At 41.6% G+C, this 25,633-nt stretch carries 22 protein-coding genes; 5 read left to right on the plus strand and 17 right to left on the minus strand.

Features of this window, described 5'->3' with window-relative positions; all coding sequences use genetic code 11:
• The first annotated feature begins 96 nt into the window (after window positions 1-96).
• Window positions 97-1,455, plus strand: coding sequence for an aldehyde dehydrogenase (locus tag NSQ76_RS18710; protein WP_341055413.1), 1,359 nt, complete (start codon window positions 97-99; stop codon window positions 1,453-1,455).
• A gap of 33 nt (window positions 1,456-1,488) precedes the next feature.
• Here the strand turns inward: NSQ76_RS18710 and NSQ76_RS18715 are convergent, their stop codons facing one another.
• Entirely contained in the window at window positions 1,489-2,169 is a 681-nt protein-coding gene (locus NSQ76_RS18715) for a uracil-DNA glycosylase (protein ID WP_024426408.1), read from the minus strand.
• Window positions 2,166-2,993, minus strand: a complete 828-nt coding sequence (locus NSQ76_RS18720; protein ID WP_149126165.1) for a glycosyltransferase family 2 protein — start codon at window positions 2,991-2,993, stop codon at window positions 2,166-2,168. Before NSQ76_RS18720 ends, NSQ76_RS18715 begins: the two co-directional genes overlap by 4 nt.
• 128 nt (window positions 2,994-3,121) lie before the next feature.
• On the opposite strand from NSQ76_RS18720, the gene NSQ76_RS18725 reads away from it, so the two are divergent.
• Window positions 3,122-3,436, plus strand: a complete 315-nt coding sequence (locus NSQ76_RS18725; protein WP_024423820.1) for a general stress protein — start codon at window positions 3,122-3,124, stop codon at window positions 3,434-3,436.
• 125 nt (window positions 3,437-3,561) lie between these two features.
• Window positions 3,562-4,371: a bifunctional hydroxymethylpyrimidine kinase/phosphomethylpyrimidine kinase gene (locus NSQ76_RS18730; protein ID WP_034621888.1), complete on the plus strand. Its 810-nt coding sequence runs from the start codon at window positions 3,562-3,564 to the stop codon at window positions 4,369-4,371.
• A gap of 47 nt (window positions 4,372-4,418) precedes the next feature.
• Here the strand turns inward: NSQ76_RS18730 and NSQ76_RS18735 are convergent, their stop codons facing one another.
• The 8 genes from NSQ76_RS18735 to NSQ76_RS18770 all read right to left on the minus strand — a co-directional run bounded on the left by NSQ76_RS18735 (window position 4,419) and on the right by NSQ76_RS18770 (window position 13,983).
• On the minus strand, window positions 4,419-5,492 hold the full coding sequence (locus tag NSQ76_RS18735) for a chitobiase/beta-hexosaminidase C-terminal domain-containing protein (RefSeq protein ID WP_341055419.1): 1,074 nt from the start codon (window positions 5,490-5,492) through the stop codon (window positions 4,419-4,421).
• 156 nt (window positions 5,493-5,648) lie between these two features.
• Window positions 5,649-5,903 (minus strand): hypothetical protein, encoded by a 255-nt coding sequence (locus NSQ76_RS18740; RefSeq protein ID WP_024423823.1) that lies wholly within the window; start codon window positions 5,901-5,903, stop codon window positions 5,649-5,651.
• Between the two features lie 218 nt (window positions 5,904-6,121).
• Window positions 6,122-7,462 carry an MFS transporter gene (locus tag NSQ76_RS18745; RefSeq protein ID WP_341055422.1) on the minus strand — a complete coding sequence of 447 codons (1,341 nt, stop codon included), beginning with the start codon at window positions 7,460-7,462 and terminating at the stop codon, window positions 6,122-6,124.
• 185 nt (window positions 7,463-7,647) lie between these two features.
• Window positions 7,648-8,811 (minus strand): amidohydrolase family protein, encoded by a 1,164-nt coding sequence (locus tag NSQ76_RS18750; protein ID WP_341055424.1) that lies wholly within the window; start codon window positions 8,809-8,811, stop codon window positions 7,648-7,650.
• Between the two features lie 885 nt (window positions 8,812-9,696).
• Window positions 9,697-11,154, minus strand: a complete 1,458-nt coding sequence (locus NSQ76_RS18755) for a glycoside hydrolase family 32 protein (RefSeq protein WP_135031460.1) — start codon at window positions 11,152-11,154, stop codon at window positions 9,697-9,699.
• Between the two features lie 19 nt (window positions 11,155-11,173).
• Window positions 11,174-12,562, minus strand: a complete 1,389-nt coding sequence (locus NSQ76_RS18760; RefSeq protein ID WP_341055429.1) for a sucrose-specific PTS transporter subunit IIBC — start codon at window positions 12,560-12,562, stop codon at window positions 11,174-11,176.
• Between the two features lie 256 nt (window positions 12,563-12,818).
• Window positions 12,819-13,652 carry a PRD domain-containing protein gene (locus NSQ76_RS18765; RefSeq protein WP_024423828.1) on the minus strand — a complete coding sequence of 278 codons (834 nt, stop codon included), beginning with the start codon at window positions 13,650-13,652 and terminating at the stop codon, window positions 12,819-12,821.
• A 52-nt stretch (window positions 13,653-13,704) separates the two neighbouring features.
• A complete protein-coding gene (locus tag NSQ76_RS18770) occupies window positions 13,705-13,983 on the minus strand; it encodes a hypothetical protein (protein ID WP_341055433.1) in 279 nt (92 codons plus the stop codon).
• 500 nt (window positions 13,984-14,483) lie between these two features.
• Here NSQ76_RS18770 and NSQ76_RS18775 point away from each other — a divergent pair, with 500 nt between their 5' ends.
• Window positions 14,484-16,910 (plus strand): S8 family peptidase, encoded by a 2,427-nt coding sequence (locus NSQ76_RS18775; RefSeq protein ID WP_341055436.1) that lies wholly within the window; start codon window positions 14,484-14,486, stop codon window positions 16,908-16,910.
• Between the two features lie 322 nt (window positions 16,911-17,232).
• On the opposite strand, the gene NSQ76_RS18780 is transcribed toward NSQ76_RS18775, so the two are convergent.
• The 3 genes from NSQ76_RS18780 to NSQ76_RS18790 all read right to left on the minus strand — a co-directional run bounded on the left by NSQ76_RS18780 (window position 17,233) and on the right by NSQ76_RS18790 (window position 20,362).
• Window positions 17,233-18,234: an LLM class flavin-dependent oxidoreductase gene (locus NSQ76_RS18780; protein WP_268420494.1), complete on the minus strand. Its 1,002-nt coding sequence runs from the start codon at window positions 18,232-18,234 to the stop codon at window positions 17,233-17,235.
• 56 nt (window positions 18,235-18,290) lie between these two features.
• Complete coding sequence (gene nfsA, locus NSQ76_RS18785) at window positions 18,291-19,040, minus strand: oxygen-insensitive NADPH nitroreductase (RefSeq protein ID WP_341055442.1); 750 nt, start codon at window positions 19,038-19,040, stop codon at window positions 18,291-18,293.
• A 110-nt stretch (window positions 19,041-19,150) separates the two neighbouring features.
• A complete protein-coding gene (locus NSQ76_RS18790; protein ID WP_025093823.1) occupies window positions 19,151-20,362 on the minus strand; it encodes an FtsW/RodA/SpoVE family cell cycle protein in 1,212 nt (403 codons plus the stop codon).
• Window positions 20,363-20,838: 476 nt separating this feature from the next.
• Between NSQ76_RS18790 and NSQ76_RS18795 the strand changes: the two genes are divergently transcribed.
• Window positions 20,839-21,102, plus strand: coding sequence for a spore morphogenesis/germination protein YwcE (locus NSQ76_RS18795; protein WP_008345491.1), 264 nt, complete (start codon window positions 20,839-20,841; stop codon window positions 21,100-21,102).
• A 77-nt stretch (window positions 21,103-21,179) separates the two neighbouring features.
• On the opposite strand, the gene qoxD is transcribed toward NSQ76_RS18795, so the two are convergent.
• Genes qoxD through qoxA form a run of 4 tightly spaced genes read right to left on the minus strand, consistent with a single transcriptional unit; the run spans window position 21,180 to window position 25,121 of the window.
• Window positions 21,180-21,560 (minus strand): cytochrome aa3 quinol oxidase subunit IV, encoded by a 381-nt coding sequence (qoxD, locus tag NSQ76_RS18800; protein WP_012011667.1) that lies wholly within the window; start codon window positions 21,558-21,560, stop codon window positions 21,180-21,182.
• A gap of 1 nt (window position 21,561) precedes the next feature.
• Window positions 21,562-22,179: a cytochrome aa3 quinol oxidase subunit III gene (gene qoxC / locus NSQ76_RS18805; protein ID WP_024423834.1), complete on the minus strand. Its 618-nt coding sequence runs from the start codon at window positions 22,177-22,179 to the stop codon at window positions 21,562-21,564.
• Window positions 22,179-24,137, minus strand: a complete 1,959-nt coding sequence (gene qoxB, locus NSQ76_RS18810; RefSeq protein ID WP_024423835.1) for a cytochrome aa3 quinol oxidase subunit I — start codon at window positions 24,135-24,137, stop codon at window positions 22,179-22,181. The genes qoxC and qoxB overlap by 1 nt, the downstream gene beginning before the upstream one ends.
• Before the next feature lie 27 nt (window positions 24,138-24,164).
• Entirely contained in the window at window positions 24,165-25,121 is a 957-nt protein-coding gene (qoxA, locus tag NSQ76_RS18815) for a cytochrome aa3 quinol oxidase subunit II (protein ID WP_087977856.1), read from the minus strand.
• Window positions 25,122-25,633: the final 512 nt, after the last annotated feature.

Consider the following 25,633-nt stretch of genomic DNA (forward strand, 5'->3'; position numbering starts at 1 on the left):
TTTTCAAAGCAGTGCGCTCACGACTCTCTTATTTGACCCGTCATCTTCATTCACACATAATAAAAGAAACAACATCGTCTATGAAAGGATTGAATAATGGACAAGCTCACTGCTCTATTTCAGAAACAAAAAGTCTTTCAGAAGCCGGCGGTTCAAGAACGCATCCGCATTCTTCAAGACTTAAAAGCAGCAATCAAACAGCATGAAAAGGATATTTTACAGGCCTTAGCCCATGATTTACATAAATCCGAACAGGAAGCCTATACAACAGAGATCGGGATAGTGTATGAAGAAATCAATCATACCCTCAAGCACCTTCACAAATGGGCGAAGCCAACTCGCGTGAAAACACCGCTGACTCATATCGGATCAAAAAGCATGATTATCAAGGAACCCTATGGAAGTGTGCTCATCATTGCTCCTTGGAACTATCCTTTCCAATTGGCCCTTTCTCCATTAGTCGGCGCGATTTCTGCGGGAAATGCTGTGATTTTAAAGCCGTCTGAGCTGACGCCGGCAGTCTCACAAGTGATCAGCACTATCATCAAACATGTATTTCAAGAAGATCATGCGGCTGTCGTAGAGGGCGGTGTTGATGTCAGTACAGAACTGCTGAAACTGCCCTTTGATTATATCTTCTTTACTGGAAGTGTGGCAGTTGGCAAAGTCGTCATGGAAGCCGCCGCAAAACATTTGACCCCTGTCACACTTGAGCTTGGCGGAAAAAGTCCCAGCATCGTCATGCCTGATGCCGACATCAAATTAGCAGCGAAGCGGATCACCTTTGGAAAATTCAGCAATGCAGGGCAAACCTGCATTGCACCAGACTATTTGCTCGTTCATGAATCCATCAAAGAGGAACTTTTGCGAGAAATGACGGCCTGTATCCGTGACTTTTATGGTGAACATCCCGAAACGCATCCGCACTTTGGAAAAAATGTCAGCCAGCGTCATTTTGACAGGCTTACACAATTTCTCTCAAATGGAACGATCGTCACAGGTGGACAGCGCAATGAACAGGAGCTCAAAATCGCTCCGACCATTTTAGACCACATCACATGGGAAGATCCCGTCATGCAGGAGGAAATTTTCGGACCGATTCTGCCTGTCATGACCTTTGATTCTCTGCATGAGACAGTTCATATGATCAAAGCAAGGCCAAAGCCGCTTGCGCTTTACTTATTTACAACAAATAAAGAAACAGAAACCTATATTCTAGACAACCTCTCATTTGGCGGAGGATGTATCAATGACACGCTTATGCATGTCGCTACACCTTACCTGCCATTCGGAGGCGTCGGCGAAAGCGGCATGGGGCGATATCACGGGAAGGACAGCTTCTTTACTTTTACGCATGAAAAAAGCGTCCTGCGGCAAACCAATCGCTTCGATTTTTCCTTCCGTTATCCAAATGCGAAAAACGGACTCGACTTGGTTCGTAAATTTTTAAAATAAACAGGACGAAGGGTCTCTCCCCTCGTCCTATTTTCATTCAATATCCTTGATACACCAATTGATTTCTTCAATCCCCATTTGCTTTAAATACGCGTTTACCTTTGAAAACGGCCGGCTGCCAAAAAAGCCGTTTCTTGCAGAAAAAGGACTTGGATGAGGTGACTCAATGATGAAATGCTTGTTTTGATCAATGCGTTCTTTCTTGTTTTGAGCATGTCTTCCCCATAACACAAAAACGACCGGCTGTTCACGCTGATTCAGCACATCAATCACGCGGTCTGTCACACGTTCCCAGCCCTTGCCTTTATGAGAATTCGCCTCGCCTTTTCTCACAGTCAGCACAGTGTTTAACAGCAGAACACCCTGCTCTGCCCAGCTGACAAGTGAGCCGTGGTTTGGAACAGGACAGCCAAGATCATCTTTTAGCTCCTGAAAAATATTTCTCAAAGATGGCGGATGTTTGACGCCCGGCTGAACAGAAAAGCTTAATCCATGTGCCTGCCCTGGGCCATGATAAGGGTCTTGTCCTAAAATCACCACTTTGACCTTTTCATATGACGTCAAATGAAGAGCACGATACACGTCATCTGGTTTTGGAAAAACGGTCTGCGTGCGATATTCTTCCTTCATCCATTCACGTAATTCCTGATAATACGGCTGTTCAAATTCACTTTTCATCACAGCCCACCAGCTATCATTTAAAAATGGCTTCATTGTGATTTTCCTCCTTCTACTTGCTGCGCTAGTCTGGAGATCATCGGTTTTCCATCCCACACAATCTCACTCTCTGATTCTCTTTTTTTCATCGCTGGTTCTTCTAATAATATAGCAAAGTTCGCTGTCGGCAGATCGCCCAGTTCATGCTTTTCACTTAAATCATCTAAATAGTTTTTCCTTGTTTCACCAAGATCACTAGACTGATTTCCACCGCCGTCAAAAAACGCATAGATCACGCTCGCAGCTGGCACTCGTTTCACTCGGGCATGCTGTGATACACGCAAAAAGAAGTCCCAGTCCCAATAATGATGCATCGCTGGATCAAAATAGCCTATCTCATCGTGTATACAGCGTTTGTACATACTGCCCGAAGGAACATATGTAGAAAAGACACGCATATCCTCAATATCTGCTGTATAAGCAAACAGACGTCTCGACAGCGGAAAACGGGTCGCGCCTTTTTCTTCAAATGATACAATTTCTGCATCAGAAAAGACAAAATCGGCATCCTCCAGCGCCTTGCTCATGCGTTCGATATGACAAGGTGTGAAGTAATCATCGTCGTCACTCAGCATGATGACGTCGCCTGTCAGCTCCCGCACCCCCACATTTCTGGCATTCACATGCTGGACATTCTCATCTAAATGAATCAAGCGGATCGGAAGCTCAGGGTAAAGTTCCCGAATGATGTCGACTCGCTCTCCTGCATCATTGACGACAACAATTTCAAAAGGCTGTACGGTTTGTCTTGTAATGGATTCAAGCAGCTCACACAGTGCGCTGAGCCGGTTATGTGTCACAATTAATAAGGAAATCTTCATATGCAGCTTACTCCTTTAATAGATTCGTCTTTTTCCATTAAAACATAAATTGACTTTCTTCTCATGATATAAAAGGCGGTTTGATTTGATGGGAAAATGGGAATTTTTGATGAAAAGGAGTGATGATGATGGAATATATCACGGTGGAGAATAGTAAAGAAGCAAAACAGACCATTGACCACATTCATTCATCGGGATCATCAAAGGACGCTGTTTTTGTTTTTGCCTACGACCCAGAACGCTCTGATACCGTAACAGAGCATACAGACGCCAAAAGCATGACAGCGGTCGATCAAGGAATTTTGGATCAAGTCGCCAATGTCATTCGCACCCGGGATGATGAACTGATGGCCAAAATGATGTCAACTGGGGCCGATCAAGAGTTAGCCTTAACCCTTTTAGACGAGCTGAAAAAAGGGAAATTGGTGATTTGTAAAAGGTAAGAAAGAGAGGCGTTCCGAAGAGAGGAACGCTTTTTTATGCCGTTTCATTGTGATAAACGGAAAAGCTGATTATAATAAGGGATAGAACAATAACTGTTACACATCACATTGGAGGTTCAGCAACTATGTCTATGAATAAAGCACTCACCATCGCAGGTTCGGATTCAAGCGGCGGTGCAGGTATCCAAGCAGATTTAAAAACGTTTCAAGAAAAAAACGTCTACGGGATGACAGCTTTAACCGTTGTCGTTGCAATGGACCCACATAATCATTGGGATCATCAGGTGTTTCCAATTGATACGGCGACAATTCGCGCGCAGCTCTCTACCATTGTAGAAGGCATTGGTGTAGATGCACTGAAAACGGGTATGCTTCCTACCGTCGACGTGATCGAGCTTGCAGCTGACACCATCAAAACATATGACCTAAAAAATGTCGTCATTGATCCTGTCATGGTTTGTAAGGGTGCGAACGAGGTCCTTTACCCAGAGCACGCGGAAGCACTGCGTGAAAAGCTCGCGCCACTGGCAACCGTTATCACACCTAACCTTTTCGAAGCAGGTCAATTAAGCGGAATCGGCGAGATTAAAACGATCGAACAAATGGAAGAAGCAGCAAAACGCATTCACGAACTTGGTGCAAAGTATGTGGTTATCACTGGAGGCGGTAAGCTCAGCGAAGACAAAGCCATCGATTTACTTTATGATGGACAAACCTTCGAACGCCTTGAAACAGATAAAATTGACACAGAATACACACACGGCGCAGGCTGCACATTCTCAGCAGCAGTCACAGCTGAACTAGCGAATGGATCAGACGTGAAAGAAGCCATTTATGCAGCAAAAGAATTCATCACGGCTGCCATTAAAGGCTCTTTCCAGCTAAACGAATACATTGGACCAACAAAGCATTCTGCTCATCGTTTTGACAAATAAAACAGAAAAAACCGATTCGCCTTGTTAGGAGGTGAATCGGTTTTTGTTTATCGAAAGCTTCGTCTCTGTGCAAACAGCCAATCTGTTAAGCCTGGCGTCTCATAAGCAGGCATCCATGATGCATGGTCATATCCATACTTACTTGCATACTCCGTATAAAGCGGCTGGCCGCCGGCTTTTTGAATAGCTTGAATTGTATTTCTTGCATAGCTGATAGGGATAATGGAATCATCTTCTGCATGAAATGCCCATATTGGCTTGTGTGCTAAAATTCCTGCCTTGCTTGGATCTGCTCCCCCCGCAATAGGAATCATTGCTGCAAACAGACGAGGATATGTGATGTTCAACTGGTACGTGCCAAATCCACCTTGTGATAAACCCGTCGCATAAATTCTTTTCTGATCAATCTGATAAGAAGTTAACACATGCTGAAGGACATCATAAGCTTTGTGTAAATCTGGTGAAAATTGAAACACGTTCGTCAGATCAATTTCATTTTGCAAATTTCTTGTTAAAGCAAAGCCTCCATCGACAGCATCTCGCGCCTGAGGTGCAAGTACGTACGAAGGATGTTTCTTTTGGACTTCAGGAGAAGCCCATAAAACTGCACCATCATTCGCAAGTAACTGCTTTTGATTGTCTGTTCCCCTCTCCCCGCCTCCATGTAAGAATAGGACGAGAGGATAGGCTTTACCCCTTTTATGGTTTTTTGGAATATACAGCCGATAAGGCATTCCTTGGTATTCGAAAGATAAAAAAGATGATGCAATGTCCTCTCGTGTGACAAAGCGATAATTGTACGTAGACGTGGAAAGGCGGCGGCTTTTCTTGTAAACGCTTACTTTTAAAGTCGTATCAGTTTCGATATGAATGGGCTTTTTGTATAACTGACTTTGAGTTGTCGGCTGGCTGCCATCTGTTGTGTAATAAAGAGAAGCTTTTTGAACGTGAGAATGCAGAGCTACCTCTTGTGAACGATAATATTGACCAGATGGGACTGAAGCAGTTGATGCAGCATACGACGTATGATTTCGGGCAGAAGAAACGGAAGGAAAAAGAAAACTCATAGAAAATAGGACAATCATAAAGGTGATCAGGAATTTCTTGGTTGTATGGTTCATATCGTTCCTCCTGTACATGCTCAGATGAATTTTTTATTTATTATTGATCATGATAATATAAATGTCAACGCTTTCATTTAAATTTCCGAATAATCAGTCAGAATACAAAAAAGCGTACCCGCACGCAGGTACACTCTTTTATCCATACATGAATGCCTATTTTTGCTGATCGGACTCTTTCGCCATTTTTCGAATAAAGGCTTCAATGGATTCAACAAATAAAGCATATTCTTTCATTTGTTTATACGTATCTGACAGCTTCTCTTTCACTTCTTCCTGCTCTAAAGAAGGTTCACCGAGAATAGATTGAACTTGAATGAGCAATTCTTTATATTCTTCACGTTTATCTTCAACATGATCTGCCATTGTCTCCAAGCGTTTTCTAGTCGTCGGCTGCTGTTTTGAATTCAAGTAAACAACCCCTTTTTTTGTCCTACCGCATTTGGATAAACGTCAGCCTCAGCTGTATATATTTTAAAATGATACCATAATTCCACCTGTTATCATATATGTAAAACGTCATCAAACCGCTTTAGGCCAACCTTGTATATACACGCTATAGTCTCTAAGATACAGGCTGATCTCACTAGAAAAAAGCAGATCATTGATCTGCTTAGATTGTAGAGAAATTATTTTTCAAGTCGGATTTCCCCTATTTCCTTCTGACTCTTTAAGGGAGTTCTTCTTTGCTCAAATTTCATAGCTAATACTAATAGGAAAGCTATTATTAAAATCATACTTAAGAAAATCAAACCGGCCTGCATTTTTCCTGTATAATCTTTTAGCCATCCAACTGCATAAGGGCCAACAAAACCTCCTAGACTTCCAATTGAATTAATGACTGCAATTCCAACAGCTACTGTGGCTGGACTCAATATCATAGTAGGTAATGACCAAAAAGGACCTTTAAAACAATACATGGCTGCCAATGAAATGGTGATGAAAATCATGGCAATAAATGGATTGGACACCATTCCTACACTGAGTAACGTTAAACCAGCTACGAGTAACGGTAAAGCTGTGTGCATACGTCTTTCACCAGTGCGATCTGAGCGTCTTGACCAGTAATTCATGACGATTGAAGCAATAATGTAAGGGATTGTAGCAATGAAGCCGATCTGGGTGTTTGATAAATAGCTAGATAACCCTTTAATAATTTGGGGCATCCAATAACCAACGCCCAGTGTACCTGCAGTATATACAAAGTAAATTAAGGCGAGGTACCACAGTTTAGGATCAATCAAGGCCGTCTTATGACTAGAGGCTTGTCGGCCTTGCTTTTCTCTTAGCTCCTCGTCCTTTCTTAATTCTGCCATCAACCAATTTTTTTCTTCAGCTGTTAACCACTTTGCTTGTTCTGGCCGGTCTGTTAAGTAGAAATATGTAACAAACCCTAAAATAACAGCAGGGGCGCCTTCGATAATAAACATCCAACGCCATCCAGGTACATTCATCCAATGAATATGATCAATAATTAAGGTAGAAACGGGAGCTCCAATAATATAAGAAACTGCGATTGCTGTCATAAACATCGCAATTGTACTTGCTCTTTCTTTAGCTCGGAACCAATAAGTAAGGTATAGAATAATGCCAGGAAATAGACCTGCTTCTGCTATTCCAAGAAGGAATCGAATAACATAAAGCTGGGTAGCATTCTGAGCAAACCCAGTTGCCATAGAAATAATCCCCCAAGTAAAGAGAATCCTAGTAATCCAAACTCTTGCCCCAAATTTTTGCATTAAAATATTACTTGGTACTTCAAAGAGAAAATAACCAATAAAAAAAATACCTGTCACAAGACCAAACATTTTACTTGTTAGTCCTAATGCTTCGTTCATTTCCAATGCAGCATATCCCACATTTGCCCTGTCTAGATAAGAAATTATATAGAGTAAAAATAGTAACGGGATTATTCTTCTTGTCACCTTTCGAATCGTCTTCTTTTCGAAATTCAATTGAGAATTTTCCATTCAAATTCCTCCTTTTAAAATAATTAAAAAGAAATTTTGATAACGCTTACATTCATTTGGAAATAAAGAGATACTCTTACGGTTCGGTAAGATGTGTAAGAGTATCTCCATTTACTCTTCTGTTGTTTCCTCAAGACAGCGAACAAAATGAAAACTTTCTTTCATCGTGTCAAAAACGTTTATTTTCAACTAAAATTGCTCTCAAGGTCTGGTTTACCGTTAAAAATTACATGTTTCGGTTGATAGTTAATGTTACCTAACACCGTTTCTCCATCTACATCGGGAAAGGCAGTCTCAGTAGAAGTAGAATCTAGAACCACAAGGTGATTTGGAGTAAAAGTAACATCGTCAATTCCTAACAATTTAGGAGCTGTTACCAGAACTGCTCTAAAAGCTTCATCAAGAGACAGTCCACCTACAATCATTTTAGAAATGATGTAGCTCATGTTATAAACAGGGTATTTTCTCCATGACGCGCTTGTTAAATCTGTACTGATCGTATCTGGTTTAATTCCCTCAGCTAAGCATTTATAAAAAACATTCCAATTAAAGTGTTTTCTACCGTGACCGATATCTAATACTATTCCTCTTTCTACTGCAGCTAGAAATTCTTTTTTTACCTTCCCGGAAGTATTTAACACGTTTCCATCCCTTCCTTGAAATGGATGAGTGAGAATGTCCCCTTTATTAAAATATTGTGTTACCTCTTCAATATCTAGTTGAGTTCCAGTTAAATGAACCATCATTCGTAAATTGGTTCGATCGGCTGCTTCTCTTGCTAAGCGTAATAAAGACCGGTCAGTCGTTTTGTCCACCTGACCTAAGCGAATCTTAATTCCTAATAAACAATCATTAGCTAAAGATGCAACTTCAACAATTCGATCCAACGAAATACTTTCTGGCTTGGTTGGGTTAGGATTGGGGTGATTGGTTAGCCCTTCTGGTAAAGCTGATAACCAAGAACGAACTGTTAACGGGCTGTTTTCCCAATAACGATTTGCTTCCTCCCATCCGTCATAGCCAAAAGTACCTGCGTCCCCAACTGTAGTTACTCCTGAGGAAAGATATTGTTTATCTGTTACACCAATCTCTGCTCCAGGTGCCCATACATGACAATGAAAATCTACTAGTCCCGGTACAATTACGCTAGATTCAGATAAATGAATATCCCTATCATCCTCATGAGTAACTGTAATGCTTGTAGACTTATTTGGAATGAACCCCTTTTCTGACCAAATAGAACCGCCTTTAAAATTCCATACTCCCATGCAAATACACCCCTTAACTTCATATTGATTTAATAGATTAATTTTTTTAGTTGTTTGCAATAGCAACTTCTTTACATGCATTGATAACATCCAACCACTGGTGCTAAATCACTGACCAACATACACTCCTCTTCATTTTGGATAGTGGAAACAATCAACTAAGTAGAATTTTTAATCTATTCACTGCCAGCCACATACCAATAAGATAGCGCTTTCAAAAATGAAATGAATGACGCAACCCCTATCTTCGACAACTTTCATTTTAGAGACAGAGCACCCCTCATCATAAAAAAATTTATATGATTTATCATATGTAATAAAAATTACTTTATTTTATATAAAAGTAATATTCATTACCAATAATTTAAATGTATGTTATCACTCATAATTAATAAAGTAAACCTTTTTTATAAAGAACAGCATGATAAAGTAAAACGAACAGTGAAGCAAACGGGGGAAAATCGTTTTAACTGATAGTTATCAAGAAAATATAATGGAATTAATGGTGAGGGGATGTAGATGTCGGGGTTGCCATTGGTCCAAAAGCCAAAAAACCAATGAAAATAAAAATTCCACTTATGATCAGTGGAATAAGATGCAAGACTTTCTTTGTCTGAAGCAGCTAATAATGTCAAAACATCGATTAATCCTGAGGAAGGCGGGGTTAGTTTTCAAAACTGATCGATCAGAAGCAGAACTATTTAAACGGGCTGATATGATTGAAGTTAAAAATTTGAACAAGGTACTTTAGCCGGAACGGGCGGTGAATTTAACAAAGAAAACGAGGATGCGGTATTGGGGTCCCCAATATCCCGCACCTCAATTATCTGATAGAGAAATGTAATTCTACATCGGCACCTTCTCTATCAATCGTGCAGACGGTGCTGAAGCGCCCTTTTTATATGCCTTGCTGTTTCTGTTACTTTCAATTTCACGTCATACTGATCATCACTTGTAGGATAAGGATCAACGATTTGCTTCTCTTTGTAAATGCCATGTCTTCAGTTTCAGCTTTGTTTCATTTCTGCCACTGATGGAGATCGATTTATTTCCCGGGGAAGGAAAATAACGTGCAGTAAAAACTTCTCGGCCTCCGTTTACAAAAATCTCAATTGACGATGAGTCGATAAAGATATGAAGGTCGTGTAATTCCTCTATGACTGCTTCACGAACTTCCTTTGATCGATCTTCAAATCGATCCCGCTCTAATGTCAGCTTCCCTTCCTCTTTATCATAGATGATGCGTGCTGCTGCACGGATACAGCATTCAAACCCTTTTTGTGTGTCAATTTGATCAATGAATACCTCTGCGCTCGTAATATCCTCTACAGGGATGGAATGAACAGAACGTTTAATATGAAAAACATGCTCTTGTTCATTGGTCCGCATGGATTGAAGTTCACTTACTGGTTTTTGAATCAGATGTTCGTCCTCATCTAAATGGAGTTCTCTCGGGATCGTGAGGCAGTGTATCCATTGATAAGAAATCGTCGGATGATGCTCTTCTCCTTGATCAGGCACCCCCATCCACCCGATTAAAAGTCGTCTGCCTGATTCGTCTAGAAAGGTTTGCTGCGCATAGAAGTCAAAGCCACGGTCCAGTTCCTCAAACGCTCCGTGTGTATATTGATACGAGTGATCATCCAATGTGCCAACAAAATAGCCTGATTGATGTGTGTTGTGATATTTTAAGCCATCCGGCTCTAGTCCTTGCGGTGACACAATCAATACATCCCGGCCGTCTAATTCAAACAGATCTGGACATTCCCACATATAGCCGAAATTGTCTAAACCATTCTTTCCGCTGCCTGCAATCGTGCCTTGAAACGTCCAATTATCTAACGTATCAGAGGTAAATAAGACAAGGTGTCCTTTCAGGTCTAAGCTTTGTGCACCAAGGATCATGTACCACCGGCCATTTCGCTTCCATACCTTCGGATCTCGAAAATGGGCAGTGAACCCTTCAGGGAGCGTTGCCACGACACCTTTTTTCTCAAAGTGAATACCATCTTCCGAAACAGCTAAACATTGATACGTCTCACGGTTCCCTTGTTCATCCCGAACGTTTCCAGTGTACATCACGTGCATCTGCCCATCTTCTATAAATGCACTGCCAGAATAACAGCCGTTTTGATCAAACCAATCACTTGGGGCAAGAGCGGCTTCTTCGTGCTGCCAATTGACTAGATCTGTCGATGTATAATGCCCCCAGAATTTTGCACCATGCCCCGTTTTGAATGGCTGCCACTGATAAAAGACGTGGTAAATTCCTTTCCACTGAATCAGCCCATTCGGATCATTTAAAAGACCAACTGGCGGCATCAAATGAAAATGCTGCCGGTACACATCCTTTTTGACCAAATGCTCATAGTTTCGAATACGGTCTGCTATCTTTTGACGAAGTGCTGCGTCAGTTGTTGTCATGACTGTGACCACTCCTTGATTATTTTTCGACTTCTTTTACTTTAAAAATGATAGTGAGAATAAATGAAACAGCAACAGCGATTAACATACCAATCACATAATTGACCACATTCTGAATACCGAATGGTGCTGCAATCGCAATCATCGGAATGCCTGTTAAACCATAAGCATTGGCAGCTACCTTCGTGAAAACGACGAATGCCCCGCCCAATGCGCCTCCGATCATTCCCGCAATAAATGGTTGACGATAGCGGAGGTTTACACCAAATATGACAGGCTCAGTAATTCCTAAAAAAGCAGAGAAGGCAGCAGGAAGGGCAATTTCTTTTGTTTTTGCACGCTTGGCTAAGAAAAAGACAGCCAATCCTGCTCCGCCTTGCGCGACATTGGACATTGCCCAGATCGGCAGCAAATAGTTACGCCCAATATCATTCAGCAAGCCTGCCTCAATCGCATGGAAGCTATGATGAACCCCTGTGAGCACAATTAAAGAGTAAGCACCGCCGAAAATGAGTCCTGCTAAGAATCCCGCATGGTCATAAATAAATGTCAGTGCACTCGAAATTCCTGTACCAAGCATTCTTCCAAGCGGTCCAACTGCAATAAACGTCACAAATCCAGTGACAATCACGGTCACAAATGGGGTCACAAGTAAATCAATACTGTTCGGAACCACTTTTCTTAAGTTCTTCTCAACAAGGCACATGATATATACGGTCAATAGCACTGGAATGACCGTCCCTTGGTAACCAAGAAGAGCAATATCAACATTGAATAAATGCATATACTCTGGTTTTGCTTCCGTCAATCCCCACGGATTAAGCAGATTCGGGTGAATCATAATTCCCCCAATGACAGCCCCTAAATACGGATTTCCGCCAAACTCTTTCGCTGCACTGACCCCAATTAAAATCGGTAAAATGATAAAGGCTGCACTTGAGAACATATCAAGCATTTGGAAGATCGCTGAGCTTGGATCAGCCCATTTGAAGGCTTTCATCATGCCTAAGAGACCCATTAACAAACCGCTTGCCACAATTGCTGGAATGATCGGTACAAAAATATTTGATAACGTCTTTGCAAAACGCGCAAGTGGATTCATTTTTTGTTTCACTGCTTCATCATGGCTGACAGGCTTTTGATTCTCGTCGCCAGTCTCAAGACCAGTCTCACGAACAAATGGTTCATACACTTTGTTGACAGATCCCGTTCCAAAAATGACTTGAAATTGCCCTGAACTTGAGAAGGCCCCCTTCACTCCTTCAAGTTCTTCAATGGCCTCTTTGTCAATCAAATCCTCATTTTTCACCACCAATCTGAGTCTTGTTGCACAATGCGTTGCACTGATGACATTTTCCTTGCCGCCTAACAGTTTCATTAATTCTTTAGCTGTTTTTTGATAATCCATGATGTCTCCTCCTTTTTTAAAGCAAAAAAGACCTAAAATTCACCAACGAATAAAGGACATACACGTCCCCTCGTTACGCAAATTTTAGGTCTTGCCTGCCTGACAGTCACAATCCCGCGATATCAATTTTTGATGACGCTTTCATCATAGTATAAGACTGTGACATGCGTCAACCTCTTTTTTCAAATCCAATGACCCATATACACTAATAAGAGTAGTGTGCATAAAAAAAAGCCTGCATGCAGGCACGATCATTTTAAACCAATTCGGCTTCCTGCAGACGCTGGACATGCAGCGTGATGTAGCCGATCTCCGATTCAGGGAGATGAAGTCCATATTCATCTTTTAACAAATCAGCGAGTCCAAGTGCACACCGGTACGCCGTATCATACTTTGTTTGGATAAAAATCAGCATGTCTTCGTCCATGATTTGAAATGCCTCATTCGATTCCAACCTGCCTAATGCATACCTCAAATGTGTCACAAGCCGCTGATAGGAAATACTATCCTCATCAATTGAATGCTGAAAATAGCTTTCAATATGCTCGATCATTTCTTTAATCATCGTTGTATATTTCACGGTCTTTTTCATGGACTCCGTATTCATTTTGGCCGTATGAATATGAAGTGCCACATATCCTGCCTCATCGTCCGGCAGTTCAACCCCAAGCCGCTCCTTTACATAACGAATGGCATACTTTCCAATCTCATATTCCTGCTTATATAAGACTTTGATCTCACCAAGCAATTTATTATATAGCACAATGCCTTTTTGAAGGCGTTCAATGGCGAAGGACAAATGATCAGTCAGTGATATGTGAATGTGATCACTGAGCGGCATCATGAGTTTCCCCTCTGCATAACTGATGATATGCTCTGCCACCTCAATATGCGCTTCTGGCAATGTGGCAAGAATTTGTTTGAATTTCTCATTTTCTTCACGCACAACAAAGATTTTCTCTATTTTTTGAAGAGGAACGACGTCATTTTTCCCCTTCTGAAAAGCAATTCCGGGTCCCATCACAATTTTCTCCTGATCGCCCTCCTTCACAACCACTGCGTTGTTATTCAATATTTTATATATCTTCAAGGGGTATCCTCTCCCAGCAGATAACATTTCTTATGTGGGATTTTACCCTGTTTCACTTTTTCTGTAAAGGTAAGAGCGGACCAGCACGCGCCTCTCGCATCGTCTTCTCTTCAAGCATCATCAGACTTTGAGTAAACCGCTTCTCTGCCTTGCGTTTCTTCTTATGTTCCTCTGCCAGCTTCTCCAGCGCTCTCTCTTTCACTACTTGAAAGAATCCAGCATCCGCCGCGGCCGTCTGAAACCCTTGATTCTTCATCATCACACCAGGGTTCACAAGCACATTCATCATGAAACCAAACCATACGCTCAACCAGCTTTTTAATTTCTTCACTGAACATCCCTCCGCTTTTCTTAGAATCTAGCAGCTCTAGCAAAACAACTGCTCCTATCATATCCCGAGAAAAAAGAGAGGTTTGTCACAATCTGGGTGAAAAAACCAACTAGTTTTCAGAAGTTTTGTTGAAAAGTGCAGAAGATCATCATGTGCCTGGATGTTTCATTGAAAATTTTATACACACGCTATCCCAAAGATAAGCACACCTTATCAACAGGATTTATCCACATATCAACACCCTCTTACTAGATTTTGTGTATGTAAATTTTTTATTTTCCATATATGTATCTGAATAATCGAGTTATCAACAGACATTTGTGAATAAGTGCGACTTTATAAACAAAATAGTTCTTTATCACTATGTAAAATAAGACCATTTTAGTAAAGGAATTGTTTTCAACGTATTGAATACTTAATAACGGGCAGTGAATCTTTCCTATTTATCCACAAAAAGAAAGGCTATCTCCCTAAAAACACAGCTAGAAAGGGGAAAATTAATGAAAAAGGTCATATCTCGTTCTTCTGTTCTATTGTTCTCCACTATTTTTATTTTATCCACATTCTTTACCGGTCAACAGGCTGCTGCTGCTCCATCTAACAAAAAGATGGAACTAGAAAAAGCAAAAATCTTCGGTGAAATCAATGTCAACTCGAGAAAACAAACCACTGTCATTGTTGAATTAAAGGAAAAATCCTTAGTTGAAGCCAAGCAAGAAGGCAAATCACAAACAAAAGCCTCCCTCAAAAAATCTCGAACAAAAGTAAAGAACGCAGCACTCAAAGAGGTAGATAAAGCGAGTGTTCGTCAAGAATATGAAAAAGTCTTCTCTGGTTTCTCTATGAAACTTCCTGCAAACGAAATCCCGAAACTGCTCGCAGTTGATGGAGTAAAAGCCGTTTATCCGGATGTTACATATAAAACCGATGAAGTGAAAAAGGAAAGCATCCAGCTTCCAAACGAAGATGTCTCCCCGCTTATGGATAAGAGCGCTCCATTTATCGGTGCACCAAAAGCATGGGATGCCGGCTATTCTGGAAAAGGGGTCAAAGTCGCAGTCATTGATACTGGAGTAGACTATACCCACCCTGATTTAAAAGGAAACTTCGGTTTATACAAAGGCTATGATTTTGTTGATAATGATTATTCTCCGCAAGAGACACCTAAAGGAGATCCTAGAGGCGAATCCACAGATCACGGCACACACGTTGCAGGAACGATTGCGGCAAATGGACAAATTAAAGGGGTCGCAAAGGATGCCACGCTTCTTGCATACCGTGTACTTGGACCAGGTGGATCTGGAACAACCGAGAACGTTCTTGCAGGCATCGACCGGGCTGTTACTGACGGAGCAGATGTCATGAACCTCTCTCTTGGGAACAGTGTCAATAACCCTGATTATGCAACGAGCATTGCACTCGATTGGGCCATGTCTGAAGGCGTTGTAGCTGTTACTTCGAATGGAAACAGCGGTCCTAATAACTGGACTGTCGGTTCTCCCGGCACGTCAAGAGAGGCCATTTCTGTCGGGGCAACTCAGCTTCCGTACAGCCTTTACAATGTGAAATTCCCGAATTATTCTACTGCAAAAGTCATGGGATACTACCAAGAGAGTGATTTAAAAGCGCTTGACCAAAAACAAGTCACACTCGTCCAAGCAGGAATCGGTGACGAAAAGGCATTTGAAGACATCGATGTTAAAGGAAAAGTGGCCGTAATTGAACGTGGTGCCATTGCTTTTGTGGATAAAGTCGACAATGCAAAAGCCGCTGGTGCAATCGGCGTTGTGATGTATAACAATACCGATGGAGAGATTCCAGTCGACGTACCAGGTCTCGCACTTCCTACAATTAAGCTGTCAAAAGCTGAAGGAACAGTGCTTATCAAAGCCATTGAGGCTGGAAACGATACAACGGCTTTCTCCATTCAATTTGTCAAAGAACTTAGTGAGCAAGTCGCTGACTTCTCATCCCGCGGACCGGTTGTGGATACGTGGATGATTAAGCCTGATTTATCAGCACCCGGTGTCAGCATTGTGAGTACGATCCCAACGCATGATCCTTCTCAGCCTTACGGATATGGTTCTAAGCAAGGAACAAGTATGGCATCTCCGCATGTGGCAGGAGTTGCAGCGATCATCAAACAAGCAAAACCATCGTACTCAACTGAACAAATCAAAGCATTGCTGATGAATACAGCAGAAAAACTATTTGACGCAAATGGCAGCCCATTCCCTCATAACACACAAGGAACAGGCAGCGTTCGAATCATGGAATCACTTCAAGCGTCTTCTATCGTTTCTGATGCGAGCTATTCATACGGCACTTTCTTAAAGGAAAAAGGCGTTCAAATCAAAACGAAGAAATTTAAGGTAGAAAACCTTTCAAAAGCACCGAAAACGTATACCATTGATTACAAATTCAATGGCAGCGGCATTAGTACAAACGGAACGAAAAAAATCACCGTCAAAGGGAATTCCACTGGATCCTTTACTTCCGCAGTACAGGTGAATTACGGAAAAACCAAAAAAGGGACGTACCAAGGCAGCATCACCATTCGCGAAAATGGCAGAAAGATCACGGAAATCCCTACTTTATTGATTGTGAAAGAGCCTGATTATCCGCGCGTCACTTCTGTTTCCGTAGAGCCGGACAATCGTGCTGGAAGCTATGTCATTAGCAGCTACCTGCCTGGCGGTGCTGAGAACCTTGCATTCCTTGTCTACTCGACCGATGGAGAGTATTTAGGTGAAGCTGGTGTTTATCAACATGTTGATAAAGGAGAGCACCGCATAAAATGGAATGGCACAATCAATCAAGGCCAGAAGCTTGAAGCTGGTGAGTATACAATGCTTGCGTATGCAAGTTTGAAAGGAAAATCAGATACCGTACAAACGAAGGAACCTTTCGAAATTTACCCTGAATAAATGTGAATCACAAGAAAAGCCTTGTATGAGCGGATAAGCTCATCAAGGCTTTTCGATCATATATGGAGGAAAGAGAAACTCATGTTGATATTGCTATGGATCGTTTCTTTTTTTACTGCTTTTTTTCTGACGATCACATTGGTTTATTTTCTAACCTTTTTACATACGAAGCAGCCTCGTCCTTTTCATCAAGCATGCGAGCTGACTGTTTATGCTTCCTGTATCTATCCGCTCAGCCTGCTGGTGTCAGCCGCCTTCTTCCTCACCATGATGCTCCTTTTCCCCTTGTACTGGCTCCGCAGGCGATAAATATACATACGTTTTATGCATCAAAGGCTTCTTTTAATAAACGATACGATGTGAGCCTGTCTTGCATGTGATGTGTGATGGTCACAGCGATCAATTCATCTGTCCGATAAGCCTTCGCAAGTGTGGTCAGCTGCTTTTTCACAGATGCTGGTGTTCCAATGACCATCCTTTGACGATTGGCAGCCACTCGTTTTTGTTCATAAGGACTGTAGGAATACGACTGTGCCTCTTCATATGAAGGAAAACCTTCAAGATTCAGCCCCTGTTCATTGGCAAGTAAAGATAAATCTAAGCTGACAGCCAGTTTTTCTGCCTGCTCTTCTGTTTCGGCACATAAAACAAAGACTGCCAGACTGACACGCGGCTGATCACCGAATACTGAAGGTTCAAATCGTTTGATATATTGCTCCACAGAGTCTTCTCCGCCTTCACCATTAATAAAAAGCGCAAACGTGTAGCCTGCACCTGCTTTCGCCGCAAGCCTTGCACTCCCTCCAGAAGAACCAAGCATCCATACTTCTGGCGCGGTCTCTACCTTCGGAGAAGCAGTCAAATGAGGCAGCGGGTAAAATTCATCCGCTAGATCATGTAAATAGACCTTCAATTCCTCTACCTGCTCAGGATACTGGTCGCCTAGACGCTTTCGCTCCCCATGATGAAGGGCAATGGAGGAAATAGGCATACCACCAGGGGCACGTCCAATCCCAAGATCGATTCTGCCAGGAGCCAGCGCTTCGAGAACCCTGAAGTTCTCTGCTACTTTATAGGCGCTGTAGTGCGGGAGCATAACGCCGCCAGAACCAATGCGTATGTGCGATGTAACGGCTGATAAATGACCGAGAAGCACCTCTGGACTCGATCCTGCAAGCCGGTTTGAAAAATGATGCTCTGATACCCAAAAACGGTGATAACCCCACTTCTCCGCCTGCTTCGCCAGTTCAACCGTCTGCTTCAGTGCTTCAGCAGGCGTAGCGCCTCCTATCAAAGGAGATTGATCCAGTATACTTAATTTCATTATGCTGCACCTCTTACAGAAATCCCCCTCTCTTAATGGAAAGGGGGATGTCTTATTTATTTTCGATTAAAGCCCTTCTCTTTCACAAATTCTCCAAGGAAGGCACGCTTTGGCTGGCTGAAGCCCCGCAGCATCTGCTCAGACCAAGTATCTTTTCTCTCACCGTTTGTTCGTGCTTCATAATATGCGGAAATACGATCGTCGTATTCTTTTAAATAACGATCCACATGCGCTTCATCTTGCTGATATGAATTTTCATGATAGATTAGTTCAACTGGCAGCCGTTCCTTTTGTGACGACTGATTAGCTGGATGGCCAATAGCCAGACCGAATAACGGCAGCACATAAGATGGCGTTTCAAGCACTTCAGAGACTTCTCTCAGCTCATTACGCAGTCCGCCAATATAGCAGATCCCAAGTCCCATTGATTCTGCAGCAACACTGACATTTTGTGCAGCCAATGCCGCATCGATGACGCTAATGAGAAAGGCTTCCGTATTCTCAAGCGCCTCCTGATGATTCTTCCCTGCTTTTTTTGCAATATGATCATGGCGTTTCAAGTCTGCACAGAAGACAAAGAAATGCCCGTTCTTCTCAACGTATGGCTGATTTCCAGCCAGTTCAGCAAGCTTGGCCTTCTTCTCCTGATCTGTCACCCCAATAATACTATACGCCTGTACGTAGCTTGATGTTGAAGCAGCCTGTGCACTTTTGATCAGTGTCAGCACCTCTTCTTCTGTCAAACGCTCGTCTGTAAACGAACGAATGGATCGATGATTTAATATGGTTTCTATCGTTTTGTTCAATTCGAAGACCTCCTTCACTTCTTCTATCATAAGGCAAAGACCTAGGGCTTTTCAAAAATTAAAACTCGCATAAAAAAAGACAGCCTATACTTAGACTGCCCTTACCCGTTTTATTTAAATAAATAACTTTGATATTTCGTTAATTGAACGCTTGCGTTATAGGCGATCCCGAATCCAATGAGAACGGACAAGACAGAGCTTCCTCCAAAGCTGATAAATAAGAGTGGAATCCCTGTTACAGGCATCACGCCTATGTTCATGCCAATGTTCTGGAACGTATGGATTACAATCAATGCTGTATATCCTACGCAGAAGAATGACGCAAAACGGCTATAAGGATGGATACGGTCAATCAGTACGACAAGCCGGTAAATCAAGAAGAAGAACATGATCACAACAAACGCACAGCCGATAAAGCCAAAGGCTTCACCTATAATGGAGAAAATCATATCCGTTTGTGCTTCAGGAACGTAGACCTTTAAGTTTTTAATGCCATTCCCAAAAATCTGCCCTGCACCAATGGCCATAATCGCCTGCTCTACTTGATATTTATCAGATCCAGATGCATCCTGCGTCTGTGCTTGGTTGGCTGTCGAAGAACTATCAGGCAGCCAAGCGGTAATCCGGTTAATTTGGTACTGTTGAATACCGATTGTTTTCGCAAAATCAGGGAAGAGAATGATGACGGCTAACACAGCGGCAACCAATAGTACAACCACTGAACCGATGAGAGAAATCAGTTTCCAATTCACCCCTGATAAAAACACCATCACCACAACAATAAACATACAAACAGCCGCAGTCCCTGCATCCTGCAAGAAGATCAGTCCAACTGGTACAGCTGCCACGCCGGCAATTTTTAATAGAAGGAAAATATCATCCTCTAATGTCCTTTTTCCTCTAGGTGAAGACTTTCCAATAACAGATGCGAGCATCATAATCAAACCAATTTTCATGAACTCCGAGGGCTGAAATGTCCCTATTCCAGGTAACACAAACCAGCTTTTTGCACCATTTTTGATTGGGGCAAAATCATGACCTCCGATTTGTGCAGGAGCGATTTTCAGAAGAATTAACAGCATAATGCCGCCTATAAATATATATAAGCTCAGTTTCTCTAATTGCTCTAAGTCAAAATAATTAATAGCAACAATACATATAACTCCGACCATATAGTATATGATCTGTCTGGTCCACGCATTAGATCCGTACTGCCCAAATTGACCCGCAGCATAAATCGCAATGATACTGATGGCAAAGAAGGCTAAAAATATAAAAATCAAATCTCCTTGATAGTAAGGAGATGTATTCTGCTTGTTCATGAACTAACCACCCTTATTACAAAACATAAAAGCCCTTATTTATATTAGATTGAAATTTTCACAAAATCAACTCACCTTAAATATGACGGAAGATACATCCGAAAGGTTCCATTCAATTTTCAAAAAATGAAATACTTTTCATCCTAACAATAGGAAAAAATCCCTCTATACACTTTTCATTCAATCGATCTCAAGTCCTTTAAAAAGTTTATTTTACAGATTTTAAGGGAAAAATTCAATGACCTATGTGGCGATATAACAAGTAAACATCAGATGAGATAAGCTGCACTGAGGAAAGAGGAATAAAACCATTTTGTATGGAATAAGGCCCATTTTCCAATTATTACGTTTACTTCAAAGTCAATTGTGGTATAATACTTGTAACAAAATGTTCACAATATCTCCTAAAAACAGACACAATTGCATCCTGACCTCTCATTTGATTTGAATATCAACTTACAAAGGAGTTGGATACGATGGATATGTTCTTTGCGTACCTATGTATTGCAACGGCTACACCCCTGTTTTTATGGCTGGAAAACAGAAAAATTGCATTAGCATCTATTCCACCCATTATGATTATGTGGATTTTCTTCGGTCTTTACATGACAAGCAGTTTATCTCCAGCAGGACATACCTTCATGATCGCATTCTTTGCCATTAACGTGATTTTGGCTCACATTGCAGCGTTCCTCATCTACGGACTTCCATTCATTCGCAAAAGATTCAGCAGCCGATAGATATCGCCCAACTATTGGAAGCGTTATCACCATCATGATAAAAACCACTCACCTTCAAGAGATGAGTGGTTTTTTTATTATTTCTCTGAATGCTCAGACTGCTTTGGTGCAGACGGTGAATACCCGTCTTTACTGTTCTCTCCGTGGCTGTAGTGAGCCGCAAAGATCCAAACAGATCCGATGACGAAGATAATCGCACAGAACAGACCAAACAAAGTATTTCCGACTTGAACAGTTCCATTCTCGCTCTCTGTCATGTGCATAAACATGAACAGCTGCAAGAATGCTTGAATGAACGCAAAACCAAAGATAATCCATAGTTTTGCGGAACTGCCAATTTCAGCTCCAATCGCAATCCAGAATGCTAAGACTGTCAGCACAATGGATAGGATAAAGCCAACTACGTGTTTCCAAGGGAAGTGTTCGTGCTCTGCTGAGGAATGTGTTTTTCCAGCCATATCACAAAAGCCCCCCTAATCCGATCAAGTAAACAGCTGTGAAGATGAAAATCCATACAACATCAAGGAAATGCCAGTATAGACTTGAGATGAAAATCTTCGCTGCTGTTTGTGGAGTTAATCCACGCTTTTTAATTTGGAACAAGATCCCGGTAATCCAGAAGATACCGATCGATACGTGTAGTCCGTGAGTTCCTAAAAGTACAAAGAATGCAGACCAATACGCACTTGTATGGATGCTCGCACCTTCATGTACATAATGGAAGAACTCGAAAAGCTCAAATCCAACGAAGCCTGCACCTAGAAGCAGTGTGAGAATCGTCCAAATGACAACCCCTTTTGTACTTCCACGGCGCATTTCATGAACAGCAATCCCGCATGTAAATGAACTAACCAATAGCAGGAATGTCATGATCAATACAAGCTTCATATCAAACAGCTCAGCTGGTAAAACGCCGCCAGCTGTTCTGCCATGTAGAACAAAGTAGGTCGCAAAAAGTGTTGAGAACAACACGATTTCCGCGCCAAGGAATATCCAGAAACCAAGGATGTTTAAACGTCCGGTTTCAGACTGATATTCAAGCGGTGCATTTGCATAGCTGCTATCATTATGTCCCATTACTTCTGCGCCTCCTTATTCTTTTTCTCTGTTTCAATGACTTCTTCAACAGGAATATAGTAGCCATCGTCATATTCGAATGAACGTAAAATCATCGTTGCGAATACACCGATTAAGCCAATAACACCAATCCAGTACCATTCAAATACAAGACCGAATGCACCAAGTCCAAAGAATGCAGACATGATCAGCGGTCTGCCTGAATTATGCGGCATGTGAATTTTCTTGAATTCTTTTTCAGGATGAACGTCCACATTGTTTTGCTTCCAATGATGGAATGCATCTGGTGTTGTCACTTCTGGAAGTGCTGCAAAGTTATAATGCGGCGGAATTGCAGAAGATGTCGCCCAGTCAAGTGTACGTCCTTCTCCCCAGCTGTCTCCAGACACTTCACGTTTTGAGTGTCTCCAGCTGTAGTAAATGTTGTAGCAAAGGATGATGAATCCGATACCCATCATAAATGCACCAATTGTTGAAATAAAGTTGAGTGCAGTCCAGCCATCTTCTGGTCCATACGTATAAATACGTCTTGGCATTCCTTGCAGTCCTAGGAAGTACTGCGGGAAGAAACAGATGTTAAATCCGATCATGAATACCCAGAAGAACCATTTGCCGATTCTTTCGTTTAACTTGTAACCAAACATTTTTGGATACCAGAAAACAAGACCAGCAAAACAAGCAAATACAGTACCTGCGATTAATACATAGTGGAAGTGGGATACAAGGAAGTACGTGTTATGGTACTGGTAATCCGCAGCTGCCATCGCAAGCATAACCCCAGTTACACCACCGATTACGAAGTTCGGGATGAAACCAAGTGCCCAAAGCATTGGTGATGTAAAGCTGATACGGCCTCGATACATCGTAAAGAGCCAGTTAAAGATTTTCACACCTGTTGGTACAGAAATCGCCATTGTTGTAATCGAGAAGAATGAGTTAACCGCTGCACTGTTCCCCATTGTAAAGAAGTGGTGAACCCACACAAGGAAACTAAGAACAGAGATTGCCACAATCGATACAACCATCGCTTTGTAACCAAACAACTGCTTTCTTGAGAACGTCGCAAAGATTTCTGAGAAAATACCGAAAGCCGGCAGGATAACAATATATACCTCAGGATGTCCCCAAATCCAGAAAAGGTTCGCCCAAAGCATCGGCATACCGCCTGCTTCGAGTGTAAAGAATGCAGAACCGAATAAACGATCAAATGTCATAAGTGCTAAAGCAACTGTTAGTACAGGGAATGCAAACACGATGATGACAGACGTAATCAATGTTGTCCATGTAAACATTGGCATACGCATAAGTGTCATACCTTTTGTACGCATTTTTAAGATGGTCACCATGAAGTTAATACCTGTCATAAGTGTACCAATACCTGCAATTTGGAGCCCGAGCAAGTAGTAGTTCTGTCCAGGTCCTGGTGAGAAATCATTTCCGGCGAGCGGCATGTAACTCGTCCAGCCTGCACTTGGTGATCCTCCAATAACGAAGGAAATGTTGAACAGCATTGCTCCGACCATAAATGTCCAGAAGCTAAGGTTGTTCAAATAAGGGAATGCAACGTCACGTGCACCAATTTGAAGAGGAACAACGACGTTGATTAAACCAATTAAAAATGGCATCGCCATGAATAGAATCATGATCGTACCATGCGTTGTAAAGATTTCATTATAGTGGTTTGAATCTAAAAACGTATTATTAGGAAGCGCCAGCTGCGCGCGCATCATCAGTCCGTCTACCCCACCGCGGAAGAACATAATCACAGCAGCAAGGATATACATGATTCCAAGCTTTTTATGATCAACTGATGTCAGCCATTCTTTCCAAAGCCATTTCCACTTTTTAAAGTAGGTTAAAACAAACACAATGGCAATGGAAGTGAGAGCGATAGAAATTTGCGCACCAAGAATTAATGGGTCTCCAGTTACAAAAAACTCATCCCATTTTAAATGCATAACGGCCTCCTCCTTTCCTTAGTCAGTTTATTCTGTTTCTAATTTTCTTTTATAGTTCTTCACATTCTCGAAAGGATCTGTCTTGGAATGCGGAGAAACTGCTTGATAACCTAAACGTTTGCGTGCTTGGAGTGCATATTCAGAATCTTCTCCGTGCTTCGCAAAGGATAAATGTGTTGATGAGAATGTCTGCACATCTGCAGCATCAGGAAGCATCAAGTAGTCATACGTTTTCTTCGTTAACTTTGGTGCTTCTTTCTTCGTTTTGTTTACCCATTTATCATAGTCAGACTGCGTCATCGCATTGACTTTGAATTTTTGCTGAGCAAAGCCCTCGCCTGTGAAGTTGGCGTTTCTTCCTTGGTATGTGCCTACTTCATCAGCTTGAAGATATTGTTCCATTTCCATTCCAGCCATCGCATACTTCTCCCCGCCTAGCTGAGGAATCCATAGTGATGCCATTGTATCAGCGGAAGTGATTTTGAATAAAACCGGCTGATCTTTTGGAATGTTTAAGTAGTTCACTGTCTCAATATTTTCCTCTGGATAACTAAAGATCCATTTCCAATCAACAGCTGTCGCATAAACGACGAGTGGATCTTTATGGCTTGTTGCTTGAGGTGCCTCTTCCAAAGAGTAAATTGTTTTTACAGTTGGAATCGAAAGAGCAGCAACGATTAATATTGGGATCACTGTCCAGACAACTTCTAGAAGCGTATTCCCGTGTATTTCTGGGTTATAAGAGGCGTTTCCAACGTCCTTACGCTCACGGTATTTAACCAAAATGATGGTAAACAGTACAAATACCGCACCAACGATAAAGAGCATGAATCCAATAGATAAAAGGATTAAGTCTTTTTGTTGTGCTGCGACTGGTCCTTTAGGATCTAAAACAGCGATATTGCTGCAACCTCCTAATACAAAAACACTCACGAGCATCGCTAATAAAAGCATAGGTTTAATGGCTCTGAACAAGAAGATCACCATCCTTCCTTAAATAATGTATAAATTGCTGAATAATTGTGAAAAGCCATCTGCCTTCGAAAACTTTTCTTCCCTTTGTAATGCTATCAAAATCTGTTAGAGTTAGCTTCCCTTTTTTCAAAAGTTCATTTATTTTTCAACAGATTTCTCTCAAAATGTCATAAATTCGACATAAATTTATATTATTGCACACACAATAAATTTCTAGGATTTTGAAAAGTTGAGAGTTGAAGGCAAAGGACAAACAATCAAGAACTTTGTCAAATTTAGGTTTACCACAATAAAAAAGTTTGGTCAAATTTCAATTTAACTTAATGAAATTTTATCTAGGTAAACAATTTCAAAATAGGTATCCCCACATTTAACAAAAACCTTACTTATTTTAACGCAAGTTGACAAGAAAAGAAAGTATCGATCCTCTGACTATGCGGTGTAAGAATTGGCAATCATGATGAATATGTGGAATCCCGCTAAATGACTTCCAGCAAAAAACCGGCTCAGCGCCGGCATTC

Origin of the sequence: Bacillus sp. FSL M8-0256, assembly GCF_038005765.1 — a bacterium.
GTDB lineage: Bacteria > Bacillota > Bacilli > Bacillales > Bacillaceae > Bacillus > Bacillus safensis.